At 67.3% G+C, this 15,958-nt stretch carries 10 protein-coding genes; 7 read left to right on the top strand and 3 right to left on the bottom strand.

Annotated features, from left to right (window positions below):
* The first annotated feature begins 195 nt into the window (after positions 1-195).
* Positions 196-4,119, top strand: coding sequence for an FAD/FMN-binding oxidoreductase (locus OOB33_RS22300; RefSeq protein ID WP_271010521.1), 3,924 nt, complete (start codon positions 196-198; stop codon positions 4,117-4,119).
* Between the two features lie 134 nt (positions 4,120-4,253).
* Here OOB33_RS22300 and OOB33_RS22295 read toward each other — a convergent pair whose 3' ends face one another.
* Positions 4,254-5,282, bottom strand: a complete 1,029-nt coding sequence (locus OOB33_RS22295) for a Bug family tripartite tricarboxylate transporter substrate binding protein (RefSeq protein WP_271010268.1) — start codon at positions 5,280-5,282, stop codon at positions 4,254-4,256.
* A 61-nt stretch (positions 5,283-5,343) separates the two neighbouring features.
* On the opposite strand from OOB33_RS22295, the gene OOB33_RS22290 reads away from it, so the two are divergent.
* Complete coding sequence (locus OOB33_RS22290) at positions 5,344-5,808, top strand: HIT family protein (RefSeq protein ID WP_271010267.1); 465 nt, start codon at positions 5,344-5,346, stop codon at positions 5,806-5,808.
* Between the two features lie 181 nt (positions 5,809-5,989).
* Positions 5,990-7,222, top strand: a complete 1,233-nt coding sequence (locus OOB33_RS22285; RefSeq protein ID WP_271010266.1) for a hypothetical protein — start codon at positions 5,990-5,992, stop codon at positions 7,220-7,222.
* A 42-nt stretch (positions 7,223-7,264) separates the two neighbouring features.
* Here the strand turns inward: OOB33_RS22285 and OOB33_RS22280 are convergent, their stop codons facing one another.
* A complete protein-coding gene (locus tag OOB33_RS22280; RefSeq protein ID WP_102766332.1) occupies positions 7,265-8,317 on the bottom strand; it encodes an ornithine cyclodeaminase in 1,053 nt (350 codons plus the stop codon).
* Between the two features lie 225 nt (positions 8,318-8,542).
* On the opposite strand from OOB33_RS22280, the gene OOB33_RS22275 reads away from it, so the two are divergent.
* On the top strand, positions 8,543-8,968 hold the full coding sequence (locus OOB33_RS22275; protein WP_102766333.1) for an Lrp/AsnC family transcriptional regulator: 426 nt from the start codon (positions 8,543-8,545) through the stop codon (positions 8,966-8,968).
* A gap of 111 nt (positions 8,969-9,079) precedes the next feature.
* Positions 9,080-11,341: a sensor domain-containing protein gene (locus OOB33_RS22270; RefSeq protein WP_271010265.1), complete on the top strand. Its 2,262-nt coding sequence runs from the start codon at positions 9,080-9,082 to the stop codon at positions 11,339-11,341.
* Positions 11,342-11,353: 12 nt separating this feature from the next.
* On the opposite strand, the gene OOB33_RS22265 is transcribed toward OOB33_RS22270, so the two are convergent.
* On the bottom strand, positions 11,354-13,771 hold the full coding sequence (locus OOB33_RS22265; RefSeq protein WP_271010264.1) for a penicillin acylase family protein: 2,418 nt from the start codon (positions 13,769-13,771) through the stop codon (positions 11,354-11,356).
* A 170-nt stretch (positions 13,772-13,941) separates the two neighbouring features.
* On the opposite strand from OOB33_RS22265, the gene OOB33_RS22260 reads away from it, so the two are divergent.
* On the top strand, positions 13,942-14,937 hold the full coding sequence (locus tag OOB33_RS22260) for a patatin-like phospholipase family protein (protein WP_333780348.1): 996 nt from the start codon (positions 13,942-13,944) through the stop codon (positions 14,935-14,937).
* A gap of 85 nt (positions 14,938-15,022) precedes the next feature.
* Positions 15,023-15,676: an LON peptidase substrate-binding domain-containing protein gene (locus OOB33_RS22255; RefSeq protein WP_102766337.1), complete on the top strand. Its 654-nt coding sequence runs from the start codon at positions 15,023-15,025 to the stop codon at positions 15,674-15,676.
* Positions 15,677-15,958 lie beyond the last annotated feature (282 nt).

The raw sequence follows: 15,958 nt of genomic DNA, 5'->3' as shown, positions 1-15,958 counted from the left end.
GGTTGCCGGTGTGGCGCAGGGCCGGCCCTGACAGGCCTGGGCCACAAGCCCGTCGATGCCCTGGGTCCGTTCGTTCCAGCCAATTTCTCAGCCTTGTGGCTGGGCTTTTCGGGCGCCAGAGCCCGGGGGCCTGGCCGCAGCCAACCAAGGGTGTGTCGCCCGCACCTGGCCGCCATGAATGCACCGCATCCGCTGATGCTTGAAGATCCCGCTGCCCCGAACGCCGCTGCCGATGCGGCCCATGCAGCGTCTCCCCGCCTGCGCGAGATTCCCTACAACTACACCTCCTTCTCCGACCGCGAGATTGTCATCCGCCTGCTCGGCGAGCCCGCCTGGGCCCTGCTGGACAAGCTGCGCGAAGAGCGCCGCACCGGCCGCTCGGCCCGCATGCTTTACGAGGTGCTCGGTGACATCTGGGTGGTGCAGCGCAACCCCTATTTGCAAGACGATCTGCTGGACAACCCCAAGCGCCGCGGCCTCTTGATCGAAGCCTTGCAGCACCGCTTGAGCGAGGTGGAACGGCGCCGCGACCCCAGCACCGACCCCCAACGCGATGCCGATGTCGGCCAGCTGCTGAAGGCCGCGCAAGAGGCGGTGCGCCAGTTCGCCAGCCAGTTCGAGCAGGTGGCCGAGCTGCGTCGCCGCACTATCCGTCTGCTGGGCAAGACCACGGCGCGCGACAACATCAAGTTCGACGGCCTGGCCCGCGTCTCCCACGTCACCGACGCGACCGACTGGCGTGTCGAGTACCCCTTCGTGGTGCTGACCCCGGACAGCGAGGCCGAGATGGCCCAGCTGGTCAAGGGCTGTGTGGAACTGGGCCTGACCATCATTCCGCGTGGCGGCGGCACCGGCTACACCGGCGGCGCCGTGCCCCTGGTCTGGAACAGCGCGGTCATCAACACCGAAAAGCTCGAAGGCCTGCGCGGCGTCGAGATGCTGCGTTTGCCCGGCCTGGACCGGGAAGTGGCCACGATCTGGAGCGAAGCCGGTGTGGTGACGCAGCGCGTGTCCGATCTGGCCGAGCAGCATGGTTTTGTGTTTGCGGTCGATCCGACCAGCGCCGAGGCCTCCTGCGTGGGCGGCAATATCGCCATGAACGCCGGCGGCAAGAAGGCCGTGCTCTGGGGTACGGCGCTCGACAACCTGGCCAGCTGGCGCATGGTCACGCCCGAGGCCAAATGGCTGGAGGTGACCCGCCTCAACCACAATATGGGCAAGATCCATGATGTGGAGGTGGCCAGCTTCGAGCTGCGCTATTTCGACGCCAGCGGCAAGAAGCTGGAGCGTACCGAGCGCCTGGACATCCCGGGCCGCACCTTCCGCAAGGAAGGCCTGGGCAAGGATGTCACCGACAAATTCCTGGCCGGCCTGCCCGGCATCCAGAAAGAAGGCTGCGACGGACTGATCACCAGCGCCCGCTGGGTGGTGCACAAGATGCCGGCCCATGTGCGCACGGTCTGCCTGGAGTTCTTCGGCAACCCCAAGGACTGCGTGCCGGCCATCGTGGACATCAAGGACTTCATGTTTGCCGAAGCGAAGCGCCCCGGCGGCGCGGTGCTGGCGGGTCTGGAGCATCTGGACGACCGCTACCTCAAGGCCGTGGGCTACTCGACCAAGAGCAAGCGCGCCCATCTGGCCGGCGCGTCCTCCAACGGCCTGCCCAAGATGGTGCTGGTCGGGGACATCGTCGGTGAGGATGCCGATGCCGTGGCCCGCGCCACCTCCGAGGTGGTGCGCCTGGCCAATGGCCGCAACGGCGAAGGCTTTGTCGCCATCAGCGCCGACGCGCGCAAGAAGTTCTGGCTGGACCGCAAGCGCACGGCCGCCATCTCCAAGCACACCAATGCCTTCAAGGTGAACGAGGATGTGGTGATCCCGCTGCCGCGCATGGGCGAGTACACCCTGGGCATCGAGCGCATCAATATCGAGCTGTCCCTGCGCAACAAGCTGGCACTGGTCGGCGCGCTGCAGCAGCTGTTCAGCACCGCCAAGCTGCCTCTGGGCAAGAGCGACGACGCTGGCGAGATTCCCAGCGCCGAGCTGCTGGGCGACCGCGTGCAGCAGGCCCTGGCCCTGCTGGCCGAGGTGGGTGCGCAGTGGCAACGCTGGAAAGATGAGCTGGACCTGCCCCGCCCCGAGGAAGGTGGAAGCTACTTCGACCAACTGCAGGACCACAGCCTGCGTGCCTCCTGGAAGACGCAGATCTTCAAGCCCCTGCAAGCCATCTTCAGCGGCGCGGCGTTTGCGCAGATCCTGGAGGAGTGCAAGCGCATCCACCAGGAGGTGCTGCGCGGCCGGGTCTGGGTGGCCTTGCACATGCATGCCGGCGACGGCAATGTGCACACCAACATCCCCGTCAACTCCGACAACTACGAGATGCTGCAGACGGCGCATGAGGCGGTGGGCCGCATCATGAAGCTGGCGCGCAGCCTGGACGGCGTGATCTCGGGCGAGCACGGCATCGGCATCACCAAGCTGGAGTTCCTCAGCGATGCCGAGCTGGCCGATTTTGCCGACTACAAGCTGCGCGTCGACCCGGAAGGCCGCTTCAACAAGGGCAAGCTGCTGCGCCCCAAGGCCTCCACCCACGGCACCTTTGCCGACCTGACCAATGCCTACACGCCCAGCTTCGGCCTGATGGGGCATGAGTCGCTGATCATGCAGCAGAGCGATATCGGCGCCATCAGCGACAGCATCAAGGATTGCCTGCGCTGCGGCAAGTGCAAGCCGGTTTGCGCCACCCATGTGCCGCGCGCCAATCTGCTTTATTCACCGCGCAACAAGATCCTGGCCACCTCGCTGCTGGTCGAGGCTTTTCTGTACGAGGAGCAGACCCGCCGCGGCATCTCGATCAAGCATTGGGAAGAGTTCGAGGATGTGGCCGACCACTGCACGGTCTGCCACAAATGCGCCAACCCCTGCCCGGTCAAGATCGACTTCGGCGATGTGACCATGAATATGCGCAACCTCTTGCGCAAGATGGGCCAGAAGAGCTTCCGCCCCGGCAATGCCGCGGCCATGTTCATGCTCAATGCCACCAACCCCGAGACCATCAAGATGGCGCGGGCCGCCATGGTGGGCGTGGGCTTCAAGGCCCAGCGCCTGGCGCACGATGTGCTGAAGACCTTTGCCAAGAAGCAGACCGAGGCCCCGCGTGCGACGCTGGGCCCGGCGCCGATCAAGGAACAGGTCATTCACTTCATCAACAAAAAGCTGCCCGGCGGCCTGCCCAAGAAGACAGCGCGGGCGCTGCTGGACATCGAGGACAAGGACTACGTGCCCATCATCCGCAACCCGGCTGCCACCACGGCCGAGACGGAGGCTGTGTTCTATTTCCCCGGCTGCGGCTCCGAGCGCCTGTTCAGCCAGGTGGGCCTGGCCACCCAGGCCATGCTCTGGCACGCCGGCGTGCAGACCGTGCTGCCACCGGGTTATCTGTGCTGCGGTTATCCGCAGCGCGGCTCGGGCCAGTTCGACAAGGCTGAGAAGATGATCACCGACAACCGGGTGCTCTTCCACCGCGTCGCCAACACCTTGAACTACCTGGACATCAAGACCGTGGTTGTTTCTTGCGGCACCTGCTATGACCAGCTGCAGGGCTACAAGTTCGAGGAGATCTTCCCCGGCTGCCGCATCATCGACATCCACGAGTACCTGCTGGAAAAAGGCATCACGCTCGGCAGCGACAAGAGCTACCTCTACCACGACCCCTGCCACAGCCCGATGAAGCTGCAGGAGCCGATGAAGACGGTCAAGGCCTTGGTCGGCGACAGCGTGGTCGAGAGCAAGCGCTGCTGCGGCGAAAGCGGCACCCTGGGCGTGACCCGGCCGGACATCTCGACCCAGATCCGTTTCCGCAAGGAAGAAGAGCTGCGCAAGACCGAGGCCCAGCTGCGTGAGAGCGGCAAGGTCGCGGCCGCCGAGAACCTGAAGATCCTGACCAGCTGCCCGAGCTGCCTGCAAGGTTTGAGCCGCTACGGCGGCGACCTGCAGAACGGCCTGCTGGAGGCCGACTACATCGTCGTCGAAATGGCCCGCCAGATCCTCGGCGAAGACTGGATGCCGCAGTATGTGGCTCAGGCCAATAACGGCGGCATTGAGCGGGTTCTTGTTTGAAGGGGAACAGGTGAACAGGTGAATTGGTGAACAGGTGAACAGGTGAACAGGTGAACAGGTGAACAGGTGAATGGTTCACCCGGCGCGCAGCGCCGCTCACCTGTTCACGCGTTCACTCCGATTCGTTCGCGCACTCATTCCGCCGACAACTTCCGCTCCCGGATCAGCCGGTGCCAGGTCTGGGTTTCCTGCTGCACGAATCGGCCCAGGCTGGCTGCATCGCTGGGCGTCACTTCAAGGCCGAACTCCTCCAGCCTTGCTTTCACCTCAGGCATCTGCAGTGTCCGATTCAGCTCGGAACTGAGGCGTGCGGTCACTGCCTCGGGCGTGCCCCGAGGCAGGAACAGGCCTTGCCAGGCTGAGACATCCACGCCTTTGAGCCCCAACTCGTCGAAGGTAGGGACATCGGGCAGCTGCGCCACGCGCTTGCCGCTGAGCACGGCCAGGGCGCGCAGCTTTCCGCTGCGGATTTGCGGCAGGCCCGCGGCGGTGTCGAGGATGGCCATGGGCACCACGCCGGCCAGCAGGTCCTGCACCGCATTGGCCGTGCCGCGGTAAGGCACATGGACGATGAAGCTGCCGCTGCGTTCCTTGAGCATCTCCATGGCCAGGTGGTGCGGACTGCCCACGCCGGGCGAAGCGTAGCTGAACTTGCCCGGGTTCTTCTTCATATCGGACAGCCATTGGCCCACGCTGCTGAAGCCGGCCTGCGGGTTGACCACCAGCAGCAGGGGGAAGCGGGCCATCAGGCCGACCGCCTGGAAATCGCTGGCTGCGTAGGGCAGCTTTTTGTACATGGCGCTGTTGAAGACCATGGCGCCGTTGTCGCCGCTGAGCCAGGTGTAGCCGTCGGCCGACGATTTGGCGGCCGCGTCCGTGCCAATGCTGCCGCCGGCGCCGGGCCGGTTGTCGATGACGATTTGCTGGCCCAGCTGCTTGCTCAGCTGCGGCGCCAGCTGGCGGGCCAGAAAATCCGAGCCGCCGCCGGCTGGGTAGGCCACGATCCATTTGATCGGGTGGGCTGGCCAGTTGCTGGCGTTGCCGCTTTGCGCCCAAGCGCTGCTGCCATTTGTGCCCAGCAGGGTCAGGCCGGTCAAGGCGACCAGGGCGTGGGTCCAGCGGCGCCGTTGTTCTTGTGGGCCGCCATGGTTCTTCTTCCTCATCGGGCTCTCCTCAGGTGCATTGCTACAGTCGGCGCATCTTAGTCAGCCCAGGCTTGTCGATATGTCTGCCTCTCTCAGTGATTGCCCTTTGTGCCGTGATGCGCTGCTCACTGCGCCCGAGCCGGGTGTGGAGCTGCTGCTGCAGCGGCCGCGCTACCGCGTGGTGCGGGTGCAGGATGCGGATTTCCCGGCCTTCTACCGCGTGATCTGGCAAGCCCATGTGGCCGAGTTCAGCGATCTGGCCGCGGCGGATCGTCTGGTCTGCATGGAGGCGGTCACGGCGGTCGAACAGGCTTTGCGCCGCCAGCTGCAGCCCACCAAGGTCAATCTGGCCACCCTGGGCAATGTGGTGCCGCATCTGCATTGGCATGTGATCGCGCGCTTCGATTGGGACACGTATTTCCCCGCGCCCATCTGGGCGACCGCTCAGCGCGGCGCCGATGCCGAGCGCCTGGCGGCCTTGCGCCAGGCGCTGCCGGCTCTGGATGCCGCGGTGCTGCAGGCCTTGGAGTCAGTGCCCGGTTGATGATGCGAACGCCCCGCCGTGCCTCGTTCCATCGCGCCACCCCTGCAAATGTCGCCTGAAATCAGCCGTTCTGCCTAGCCCCTGAATGCCCCCATGGGTTAGGTTCATGCCCGGCCTAAACTCGGTAAAAACTCACAAAAACAACGGGTGGGCGGGCGAGACAAGAACGGTTGGGTCTGCCATGGCAGTGAATGTGGATGTGCCCGGCGCGCCGGATGGGCGTGGCGCGCTGGACGAGGGGTCTTTGACGCAGGCCGAGGCCTTGGTGGCCGCCGAGGCTTTTGATGCCGCGCTGCAGCACACACGGGCGATGCTGGAGCGCTTGCGTGGCCGCGAAGCCGAGCCAGCGGTGGCCGAGTTGGCCCGCCGCATCTACCAGCTGCGCGGCGATTGCCTGACACGGCTGGACCGCTTCCCCGAGTTGCTGGCCGATTGCGCGGCCCGCATGGACCTGCTCTCGGTCGACCAGGCCTCGGCGCAGCGCGCCGAGCTGATGATCAAGATGTCGTTTGCGCATGCCAATCTGGCCATGCCCGAGCAGGCCTTGCGCTCGGCCCATGTGGCCTTGCAGGACGCCCTGAACCTGGGCCAGCGCCTGCTGTCGGCCCAGGCTCTGGAGCGTCTGGCCATGGCTTACCTGTCCATGGGTGACGGAGTGGCCGCCGAGCGGTTCATGTTCGAGGCGCTGGAGCACAGCGATGCCAGCAGCCCGCCGCAAGAGCGCCTGCGCCGGGTCTCCAACACCGTGCATCTGCTGTGCACGCTGCACGATGCTTACCTCGATATGGGCCTGGCCTATCTGGGGGAATCGGTGCTGGCCCGGGCTCAGGGCTTGCCGGCCAAGGCCGAGGCGCTGCTTCCCACCGTGCCGGGGCGCTACCTGGCCTGCATGTGGCAGGCCAACCAGGCGCGCTGGCTGCGGCGCAGCGGCCAGCTGGAGCCCGCAAGGCGCTGTTTCGAGGCCTGTCTGAGCCAGGCGCAGACCGAGGGCTGGCATGCGGTCAGCCGCCCGGTGCAGCTGGAGCTGGCGCTGATGGCCGAGCAGGAGGGTGATCTGAACACCGCGCTGGGTCTGCTGCGCGCGCTGTTCGAGCCTGAGAGCCTGCGTGTGCGCGATGTGGTGGCGTTGCCCGCCCATCGCGTGCTTGAGCGGATCTGCAGGATCTTGGGCCATGGGGCCGAAGCCGAGCAAGCGGCCGAGCGCCGGCGTGCTCGACAGGCGGCGCGTCATCAGGCGGTGTTGGAGGCGGCCGCGCACAACCACCACCACGGTCAACTCATCCTGTCCACCCTGGCGGCGGCCGAGCGCCAGCGGGTCGATGCCGAAATTCAGCGCCTGCGCAGCCAGCATGCGGCTGGTGCTGTGCTCCGTATGCCGGACCAGGAAGACTGGTTCCGGCTGGACTTGCCCTGACCCTGGTTTGAACCCGGATCGAGTTCGCCCGGGAGCCCGCGCTCAGGCTGCCGCTTGCGCCAGGGCCGCAGCCGGTTGGCTCAGGCCCAGCTGGCCGAACAAGTCCTTGGGGTCGGCCATCTGCGGGATCAGGCTCACGTCCTGGCCCAGGCCCAGCTCGCGGGCCAGGTCGCGCAGCAGGCGCAGCATGGAATAGTCCTCCAGCGCAAAGCCCACCGAGTCGAAGAAGGTGATCTCCTGCTCGCTGGCGCGGCCCGTGCTCAAGCCCTTGAGCACGCGCCAGAACTCGGTCACCGGGAAATCGGCCGGCATCTGCTGCACATCGCCTTCGATGCGCGATTGCGGTTCGAATTCGACGAAGACCGAGGCCATCTCCAGGACGCCGCGGTGCATCTCGGTCTTGCCGGGGCAGTCGCCACCGACGCCGTTGATGTGCATGCCGGGCTCGATCATCTCGGGCGTCAGGATGGTGGCATTGGTCTTGTCGGCCGTCACGGTGGTGACGATGTCGGCGCCGCGCACGGCCTCGGCCGTGCTCTTGCAGGCGATCAGGCGCAAGCCGGGCAGGGCGCTCAGATGGCGCTGCAGCTTGGCGGTGGCAGCCGGGTCGATGTCGAACAGGCGGATTTCATTGATGCCCAGCAGGTGGTGGAAGGCCAGGGCCTGGAACTCGCTCTGCGCGCCATTGCCGATCAAGGCCATGCTGCGGGCGTTTTTGCGGGCCAGCTGCTTGGCGGCCATCACCGAGGTGGCGGCGGTGCGGATGGCGGTGCTCAGGGTCAGCTCGCTGAGCAGCTCGGGCCGGCCGGTGGCCACATCGGCCAGCAGGCCCACGGCCATGACCGTGGGCAGGCCGGCGCGGGTGTTCTTGGGATGGCCGTTGACGTACTTGAAGCTGTAGAGGCTGGCGTCGGCAATCGGCATCAGCTCGATCACGCCATCGGGCGAGTGGCTGGCCACGCGGGCGCATTTGTCAAATTCGTTCCAGCGCAGGTAATCGGCTTCGAGATAGCCCACCATGCGCTTGAACAACTCGGCCATGCCGAGGGTTTGGGCCATTCGGGCGACGTCTTGTGTGTTCAGCAAAGTGGTCATGGGAGGTCTCCGTTGTTCTGTTGAGATGGATTCTTCCCAAGCTCGCTGCTAGCGAGAAGAGCAAGAACTGCTCAAAAAGTGATGGGTTTCTGCCATTTCGATAGACATAATTGGCGAAATGGCAGTTTTGGTGGGCGTGAACGAGTGAACAAATGATCGGGTGAACAAAACACCCGACGTCCTCACCGCCCCTTCACCCATTCACCCGTTCACTTCTTCTCGCCCATGGACACCCTGGATCAACAACTGCTGGCGCTGCTGCGCCTCGACGCCCGCGCCACCGTGGCCACCCTGGCCGCCAAGCTCAAGGTCTCGCGCGGCACCGTGACCAACCGCATCGCCAAGCTGGAGGATGCCGGCGTCATCGTCGGCTACACGGTGCGCTTGCGGCCCGATGTCACGCCCAACGAGATTTGCGCCTGGATGAGCATCGCCGTGGAGGGCAACAAAACCCGCGAGGTGATCAGCATCCTGCTGGGCGAGCCCGGCGTGGCTGGCCTCTTCGACACCAATGGCCGCTGGGATCTGCTGGCCGAGCTGCGCGCCGCCACCCTGGCCGAGCTGGCCGATGTGCTGGAGCGGGTGCGCCTGATCAAGGGCATCGGCGCCACCGAAACAAGCATTCATTTGCAGACCTACAAAGCGGCCTGAATCCCGGGCGGCCATGTACATTCACAGCTGGCCCCGGGCTGTGGAGTTCGGCACTTGGGGCTCTGGGCGACACCTGGCGCCCGGCATCGGCTTGCAGCGTACAGCCTCACGATGAGCGAAGACTTGTTGCCCACAGATCCCGCGCCGAGTTCCGACGTCAACCGCCAGCTCGAGCTGGCCTTGCGCGAGCGCGACATCATTCTGGGCAGCGCCGGCCTGGGCATCGTCTACGTGCGGCAGCGCGTCATCCTGCGCTGCAATGGCCGCTACGCCGAGATCTTTGGCTATGCCGATGCCAGCGAGCCGCTGGGCCGCAGCAGCGTGGAGCTCTACCCCGATGAGCCGGCCTTCAAGCAGCTGGGCGCCGAGGCCTACCCGGTGATGGCCTCGGGCCAGCGCTACAAGACCGAGCGCCTGATGCGGCGCCGCAATGGCGAGCTGTTCTGGGCCAGCATGACGGGCCGATTGATTGCGCCCGACGACCCGGCCCAGGGCTCGATCTGGATCGTCGACGACATCACCGAGCAGCGCCAGGCCCAGGATGCCCTGGCCGCGGTGACGGCCGAGCTGCAGCTGATCCTGGAACATTCCATGGTCGGCATCGTCTTTTTGCGCGACCGCCGTGTGACGCGTTGCAATCGCAGCTTCGAGCTCTTGTTCGGCTACGAACCGGGCGAGCTCAACGGCAGCTCCTCGCGCCAGTGGTACCTCAGCGATACCGATTGGGAGGCTGCCGGCCAGCGCTGCTACGAGCCTTTCAAGCAGGGCCGTGCGTTCGAAGGCGAGATGCTGCTGCGCAAGAAGGACGGCACGCCGGTGCACTGCGAGGTGCGCAGCAAGGCCATTGACGTCAGCGACCTCTCGCGCGGCTCGATCTGGATCACCATGGACATCAGCGCGCGCAAGAACGCCGAGGGTGCCCTGGTGCAGGCCAAGGATGAGCTCGAACACCTGATCAAGAAACGCACGCGTCAGCTGCAGCAGACCGTGCTGGCCATGGAGCAAAAGGTGCTGGAGCAACAGCGCGCCGAGGCCCACATCCAGCGCCTGGCTCATTTCGACGCGCTGACCGGCCTGCCCAACCGCGTGCTGCTGGCCGAGCGCTGCCACCAGGCCATCGAGATCGCACGCCGCCATGGCGAGAGCCTGGCCCTGGTTTTTCTTGATCTCGACCATTTCAAGAACGTCAACGACTCGCTCGGCCACCGCTTCGGCGATGAGCTGCTCAAGACCCTGGCGCGCCGCCTCAAGACCGCCGTGCGCGAGCAGGACACGGTCTCGCGCCTGGGCGGCGATGAGTTCATCCTGGTCCTGCCCGGCACCGACAACACCGGCGCCGGCCATGTGGCCGAGAAGGTCATGGAGCTGGCCGCCCAGCCCTTCCAGATCGAGCAGCACGAGCTCAATGTCACGCCCTCGATCGGCATCGCCATGTACCCCTCGGATGGCAGCGATTTCGACGCCCTGTGCCGCAGCGCCGACATCGCCATGTACCGCGCCAAGCAGGACGGCCGCAACAGCTTCCGCTTCTTCACCAGCCTGATGCAGGCCGAGGCCCGGCGTGGCCTGCAGCTGGAGAATTCATTGCGCCGCGCGCTCGAGCGCGACCAGCTCAGCCTGGTCTACCAGCCGCAGGTGTCCCTGGTCAGCGGCCAGGTGATCGGAGCCGAGGCCTTGCTGCGCTGGCGCCACCCGGAGCTGGGCGAGGTCTCGCCGGCCGAGTTCATCCCGGTGGCTGAATCGACCGGCCTGATCGTGCCGATTGGCGAGTGGGTGATGCGCACGGCTGTGCAGCAGCTCAAGGCCTGGATGGCGCAGGGCATGGCGCCGCTGGTGATGTCGGTGAATCTGTCTTCGGTGCAGTTCCGTCACAACGACCTGCCGGGTCAGATCAGCCGCATCCTCGATGAAGTCGCCCTGCCGGCCGAGCTGCTGGAGCTGGAGCTGACCGAGGGCGTGGCCATGCGCGACCCGCAGGGCGCCATCGCGGTGATGAACGATTTGCACCGCCGCGGCATCCGCCTGTCCATCGACGATTTCGGCACCGGCTACTCCTCGCTCAGCTATCTGAAGAAGTTCCGGGTCTACAAGCTCAAGGTCGACCAGAGCTTTGTGCGCGACCTGGGCGACGACCCGGAGGACCGCGCCATCGTCAGCGCCATCATCAGCATGGCCCACAGCCTGGGCCTGCAGACCATTGCCGAGGGGGTCGAGACCCTGGAGCAAATGCAATTCCTGCGCAGCCAGGGCTGCAAGGAGGTGCAGGGTTATCTGTTCAGCCGGCCGCTGCGTGCCGAGGAGTTCCCGGTCTTTGTGGCTGCCGGCACCCGCGTGCTCGATGAGCACGCGGAGCTGTGGCATTACGCGATCTGAGCTGGCGCCACTTCAGGGCCGCGCTTCCAGCTGATGCTTGGCCGGCCCGGCCAGCAGCGGCGTGGGCCGGGCGCGCATGAAGTCGGCATGGCCGGCGCCGTAGTAGGGCGAGAGCGGGTGGCCGCTCTGGCCGCCCGGCATGGACAGCAGGCCCTGGGCCTCATGGCCGGGCGCCACCACCAGGCGCTGCGACTGGCCGTGGCGCTGCTGCATGACCTGGGGCAGATTGCCGTCGCCGTCCATGCCCTCGACCGGCATGTCCAGCCAGCGGCTCAGGGCCGGAATCGCGCGTGAGAGCACATGCTGGATGCGCGCCGGATTGGCCTCGCCCCAGGTCGCCTCGGCCAGCGGGCGGCGTTGCTTGCCGCTGCCCTGGCTCATCTCGGCCATCGCCGCGTCGATCTGGCTCAGCTCGAAGGCCTCCCAGCTGCTGAAGCCCGGCGGCAGCAGATGGACCGGGCGCAGCTCCAGGGCCTGCACCGCGCTGTACTCGAAGTTCTTTTTCCAGCCGATGCGGGTCTTCTCGTCGCCTTGCAGCTCGTCGCCCAAATCCTTGCCCAGCGCGGCGCGGCTCCAGGCGTCCCAGAGGGCGTCCAGGCAGCGCAGGCGCACGCTGCGCGCCAGGCGGTAGCCGGCCTGGTCGGCGGCGGCCTGACCGTTCCATTGCTGGAGCAGGCGCAGGGCCTCGGCCTGGGCGGCGGTGGGCGCGGGGCTGGCGGCCAGCCGGGCCTCGGCGCGGCGCGCCCAGCTCTTGATGAAGCGGGCCTCATGGTCCAGCTGGATGGCGGCCAGGCTGGCTTCGTCATGGCGGGGCTTCTCGCTCAGGCGATCCCGCACCTGCTGCGCACGGGCGCCGAGGTCAAAGCCGCCATCGCCGATCAGCTCGCCCCAGGCGCCGGAGGCCTGGCGGTTGTTGGCCGTCCAGAGCTGGCCTTGGCTGGGGTTCTTGATCACCGGGTAGTCGGCCGGCGCCAGCCAGCCCCGGGCTGGGCTGTCCAGGCTCTGGAATCTGGCATAACGTTCACCCAGGCCGGAGCCGCTCCAGAGGCGGCCGGCCACGGTCCAGGCGATCTGGCCCTGGCGGTCGGCCACCAGCAGGTTCTGGTGCGGCAGGCCGGCGCGCTGGGCCAGAGCGAGCACCTCGTCCGCGCTGCGCGCCTGCAGGAACTGATCGAGACCCAGGTTGTAGGCCTCGCCCTGGTGCGCCGCCCAGCGCAGGGCATAACGCTGGCCTTGCAGGGTCTTGGCGATGGGGGCGCCGTCCACCTCCTGCACGCGGAAGGCGCGCGCGGGCTCGCCCTTGACCTCGATGCGCTCGTTGAACACACGCAGGCGCTCGGCCGGAATCTCGGCCGGCAGCGCAATCCAGTCGAACCACTGGCCGTAGGCATTGGTGAAGCCCCAGGCCACCTGGCCGTTGCTGCCCACGATCAGGCTGGGCACGCCGGGCAGGCTGAGGCCGGCGGCGCGCAGCGCGCCCTCGCCACGGCCCAGCTGCAGCTGGGTGCGGTACCAGATGCTGGGCACCGAGAGGCTCAGGTGCATGTCATCGGCCAGTATGGCGCGGCCGTCGGCCGTGCGGCTGCCGGCCACGGCCCAGTTGTTGCTGCCGACCGGGGCTTCATCGAGCGATGTCGCACGGGCCAGCGCTTCAGGCTTGTGGGCCGATTTCTGCAGATTGAGCAGCTCGGGGCCGGGCAGGGGCAGGGGCGGCAGCTGGCTGCCGTCGAGGGCGGCATCCCAGCGGCCACCGCGCGGGTGGAGCCAGTCGAACAGGGTGTCGCCGGCTTTCTCGCGCAGCAGGGCGCGCTCAAAGCCGCCCTGGATGCCCCCGCTTTGCAGCATGGTGAACATCTCGCCAATCACCAGCAGGGAGTCGACCGGCGTCCAGTCTTGCGGCTCGGCGCGCAGCAGCAGGTACTGCCAGGGCCGCACGCGCAGGGCCGCCAGGCCGGCGTTGACGCCGCTGGCATAGGCTTGCAGCAGGGCGCGATCGGCCTCGCTCATGCCGGCCAGGCGCTCACTCAGGCGGGCGCGCAGGCGGTGTAGGCGGCGCTCCTGGTCGCGCTCCACGGCCTTGGGGCCGAACAGGGCAGCCAGCTCGCCGGCGGCCGAGCGGCGGCTCAGGTCCATCTCGAAAAAGCGCTCCTGGGCATGAACAAAACCCAGGCCGCGGGCCAGGTCCAGGCGGTTCTCGCCCTGCAGCACGGCCGTGCCCAGGCTGTCACGCGCCACGCTCAGCGGCGCGCTCAAACCGGGCAGCCGGATGCGGCCATCCAGCTGCGGCAGGCTGGCGCGCAGCAGGGCCCAGAGCGTCATGGCCAGCAGCCCGGCGATCAGCAGCAGGCCGAGCAGGCTGCGGCGCAGCCAGCGGCGCCAGCGCGGCGCAGCGAGACGGGAAGGCAGGGGCGAGGTGGCAGACAAGCTCATGGTGAAAGGACAGCGTCGGTACAGCAAGAGGAGAGACGAAACGGTCCGAGCGAGAAAACACCGGGCCGGGGCGCGATTGTGGCCGCGCCGGGTGAGGCCGGCCTTCGGGGTTTTGCAGGGTGTCGGGGCACACGGGCGGCGCTAGCGGGCGCCCTCCTAGAATCCGCGCCATGTCTGCGATCTCCTCCAAGTTTTCCTTCTTGTTCCCCAGGCTGCGCGCTGCGGCGCCAGTTCGTCTCGGTGCCGCCCTGCTGGTCCTGACGCTGGCCGCCTGCTCGCATGTGCCCTTGATCGGCTCGGGCCCGGCCGCGGCGCCCAGCAGCCCCAGCACGCCGGCGCCGGCCGATCCGGTGGCGCCCGTGGTGGTGCCGGTCGTGAAGGCGCCCCCCGTGCCGCCCAAGATCGGCCTGGCCCTGGGCGGCGGCGCGGCGCGTGGCTTTGCCCACATCGGCGTGATCCAGGTGCTGGAGGAGAACGGCATCAAGGTCGATCTGGTGGCCGGCACCTCGGCCGGCAGCCTGGTGGCGGCGCTGTACGCCTCGGGCATGAGCGGGCGCGAGCTGGCCACGCTGGCCGAGACCATGGACGAAGGCGCCATCACCGACTGGGCCTTCCCGACCCGCGGCCTGATCCGCGGCGAGGCCCTGGCCAAGTATGTGCGAGAGAAAACCGGCGGCAAGAACATCGAGCAGATGCGCATCCCGCTGGGCGTGGTGGCCACCGATTTGTCGGACGGCTCCGGCTCGCTGTTCCGCCGCGGCGACACCGGCGTGGCGGTGCGGGCCTCCAGCTCGGTGCCGGCGGTGTTCCAGCCGGTGCGCATTGGCAACCGAGACTATGTCGACGGCGGCCTGGTCGCCCCGGTGCCGGTGCGCTATGCGCGCCAGATGGGGGCCGAGCTGGTGATTGCGGTGGACATCTCCTCGCCGCCGGAAGAAAAACCCGGCACTGGCGCCATCCCCATGCTGATGCAGACTTTTTCCATCATGGGCCGCAGCATCAACAACTTCGAGCTGCGCGAGGCCGATGTGCTGGTGCGGCCCAAGCTCGATGGCGTGGGCAGCGCGGATTTTGGCGCCCGGCGCCGCTCCATCCAGGCCGGCCGCGAGGCGGCGCAGGCCGCCTTGTCGCAGTTGCGTGCGCGCATCGCTGAAAAGACCCGTTAGGACTCAAGACAGCCCCAGGCCGGGGCGGGGCGCTCAGTCTCGGCTAGGCTAGGGGCCTCGCCTCCCGGCATCTGGTGCATCGCCCGTGACCCAACCCGATTCCGCCACGCCCTTGTTCCCGCTGCAGTCGGTGCTTTTTCCCGAGGGCTATTTGCAGCTGCAGATCTTTGAGCCGCGCTATCTGGACATGGTGCAGCGCTGCTGGCGCGAGGGCCGGCCCTTCGGCGTGCTCAGCCTGATCGAAGGCGGCGAGGTGCGCCGCCGCGACCCGGCGCGTGGCGAGGCCTTTGTGCAGGAGCGGTTTCAGAGCGTGGGCACCCTGGCCCGCATCGAGCATTGCGAAACGCTGCAAGCCGGCTTGATGCGCATTCGCTGCCGTGGCGGCCAGCGCTTTCGCCTGCTGTCCAGCGAATGCCTGCCCGGCGGCCTGTGGGTGGGGCAGATCGAGCCCATGGCCGAGGATGCGGCCGTGCCCGTGCCCACCGACCTGAAGGTCACTTCCACCCTCTTGCAAAGCCTGCTGCACAGCCTGGAGCAAGGGGCTGCCGCGGTGGATGTGCCGGTGCAGCCCCCTTACCGCTGGGACGACAGCGGCTGGCTGGCCAACCGCTGGTGCGAGCTGCTGCCCCTGCCCCCCGAAGAGCGCCAGCGCCTGATGCAACTCGACAACCCCTTGCTGCGCCTGGAACTGGTGGCCGATCAGCTCGATCAGCCGGGGGTGTTGGCGGGGCGGGCTTGAGCTTTCGCCCCTCACTTGCCTTGCTGTGTTCGGAGCGGCTTTTGGGGTGCAACGTGAGGCCCTGCAGCCCGCGCCGCCGCCGGGCTCATGGTTCCGGGGTCGGCCCTGCCGGGCCGACTTCCCTGCGCTGCTCGCGCCTCGGGGCTGGCGCATAACTCACTCCGCTCCCTGCGTTCGCTTCGTTCAGACAGAAGCGCCAAGTCAGAACTTGAAGCGCACGAGTACGTGCGCGCCCCGAGGCGCTGTGCTGCTCGGCCCGGCACAAATCGCCCGGCAGCGGCA

Origin of the sequence: Paucibacter sp. B51, from assembly GCF_027863535.1 — a bacterium.
Classification (GTDB): Bacteria; Pseudomonadota; Gammaproteobacteria; order Burkholderiales; family Burkholderiaceae_C; genus Paucibacter_A; species Paucibacter_A aquatilis.
The sequence above is the reverse complement of the archived record's forward strand: the minus strand, read 5'-3'. Positions and strand labels throughout refer to the sequence as shown.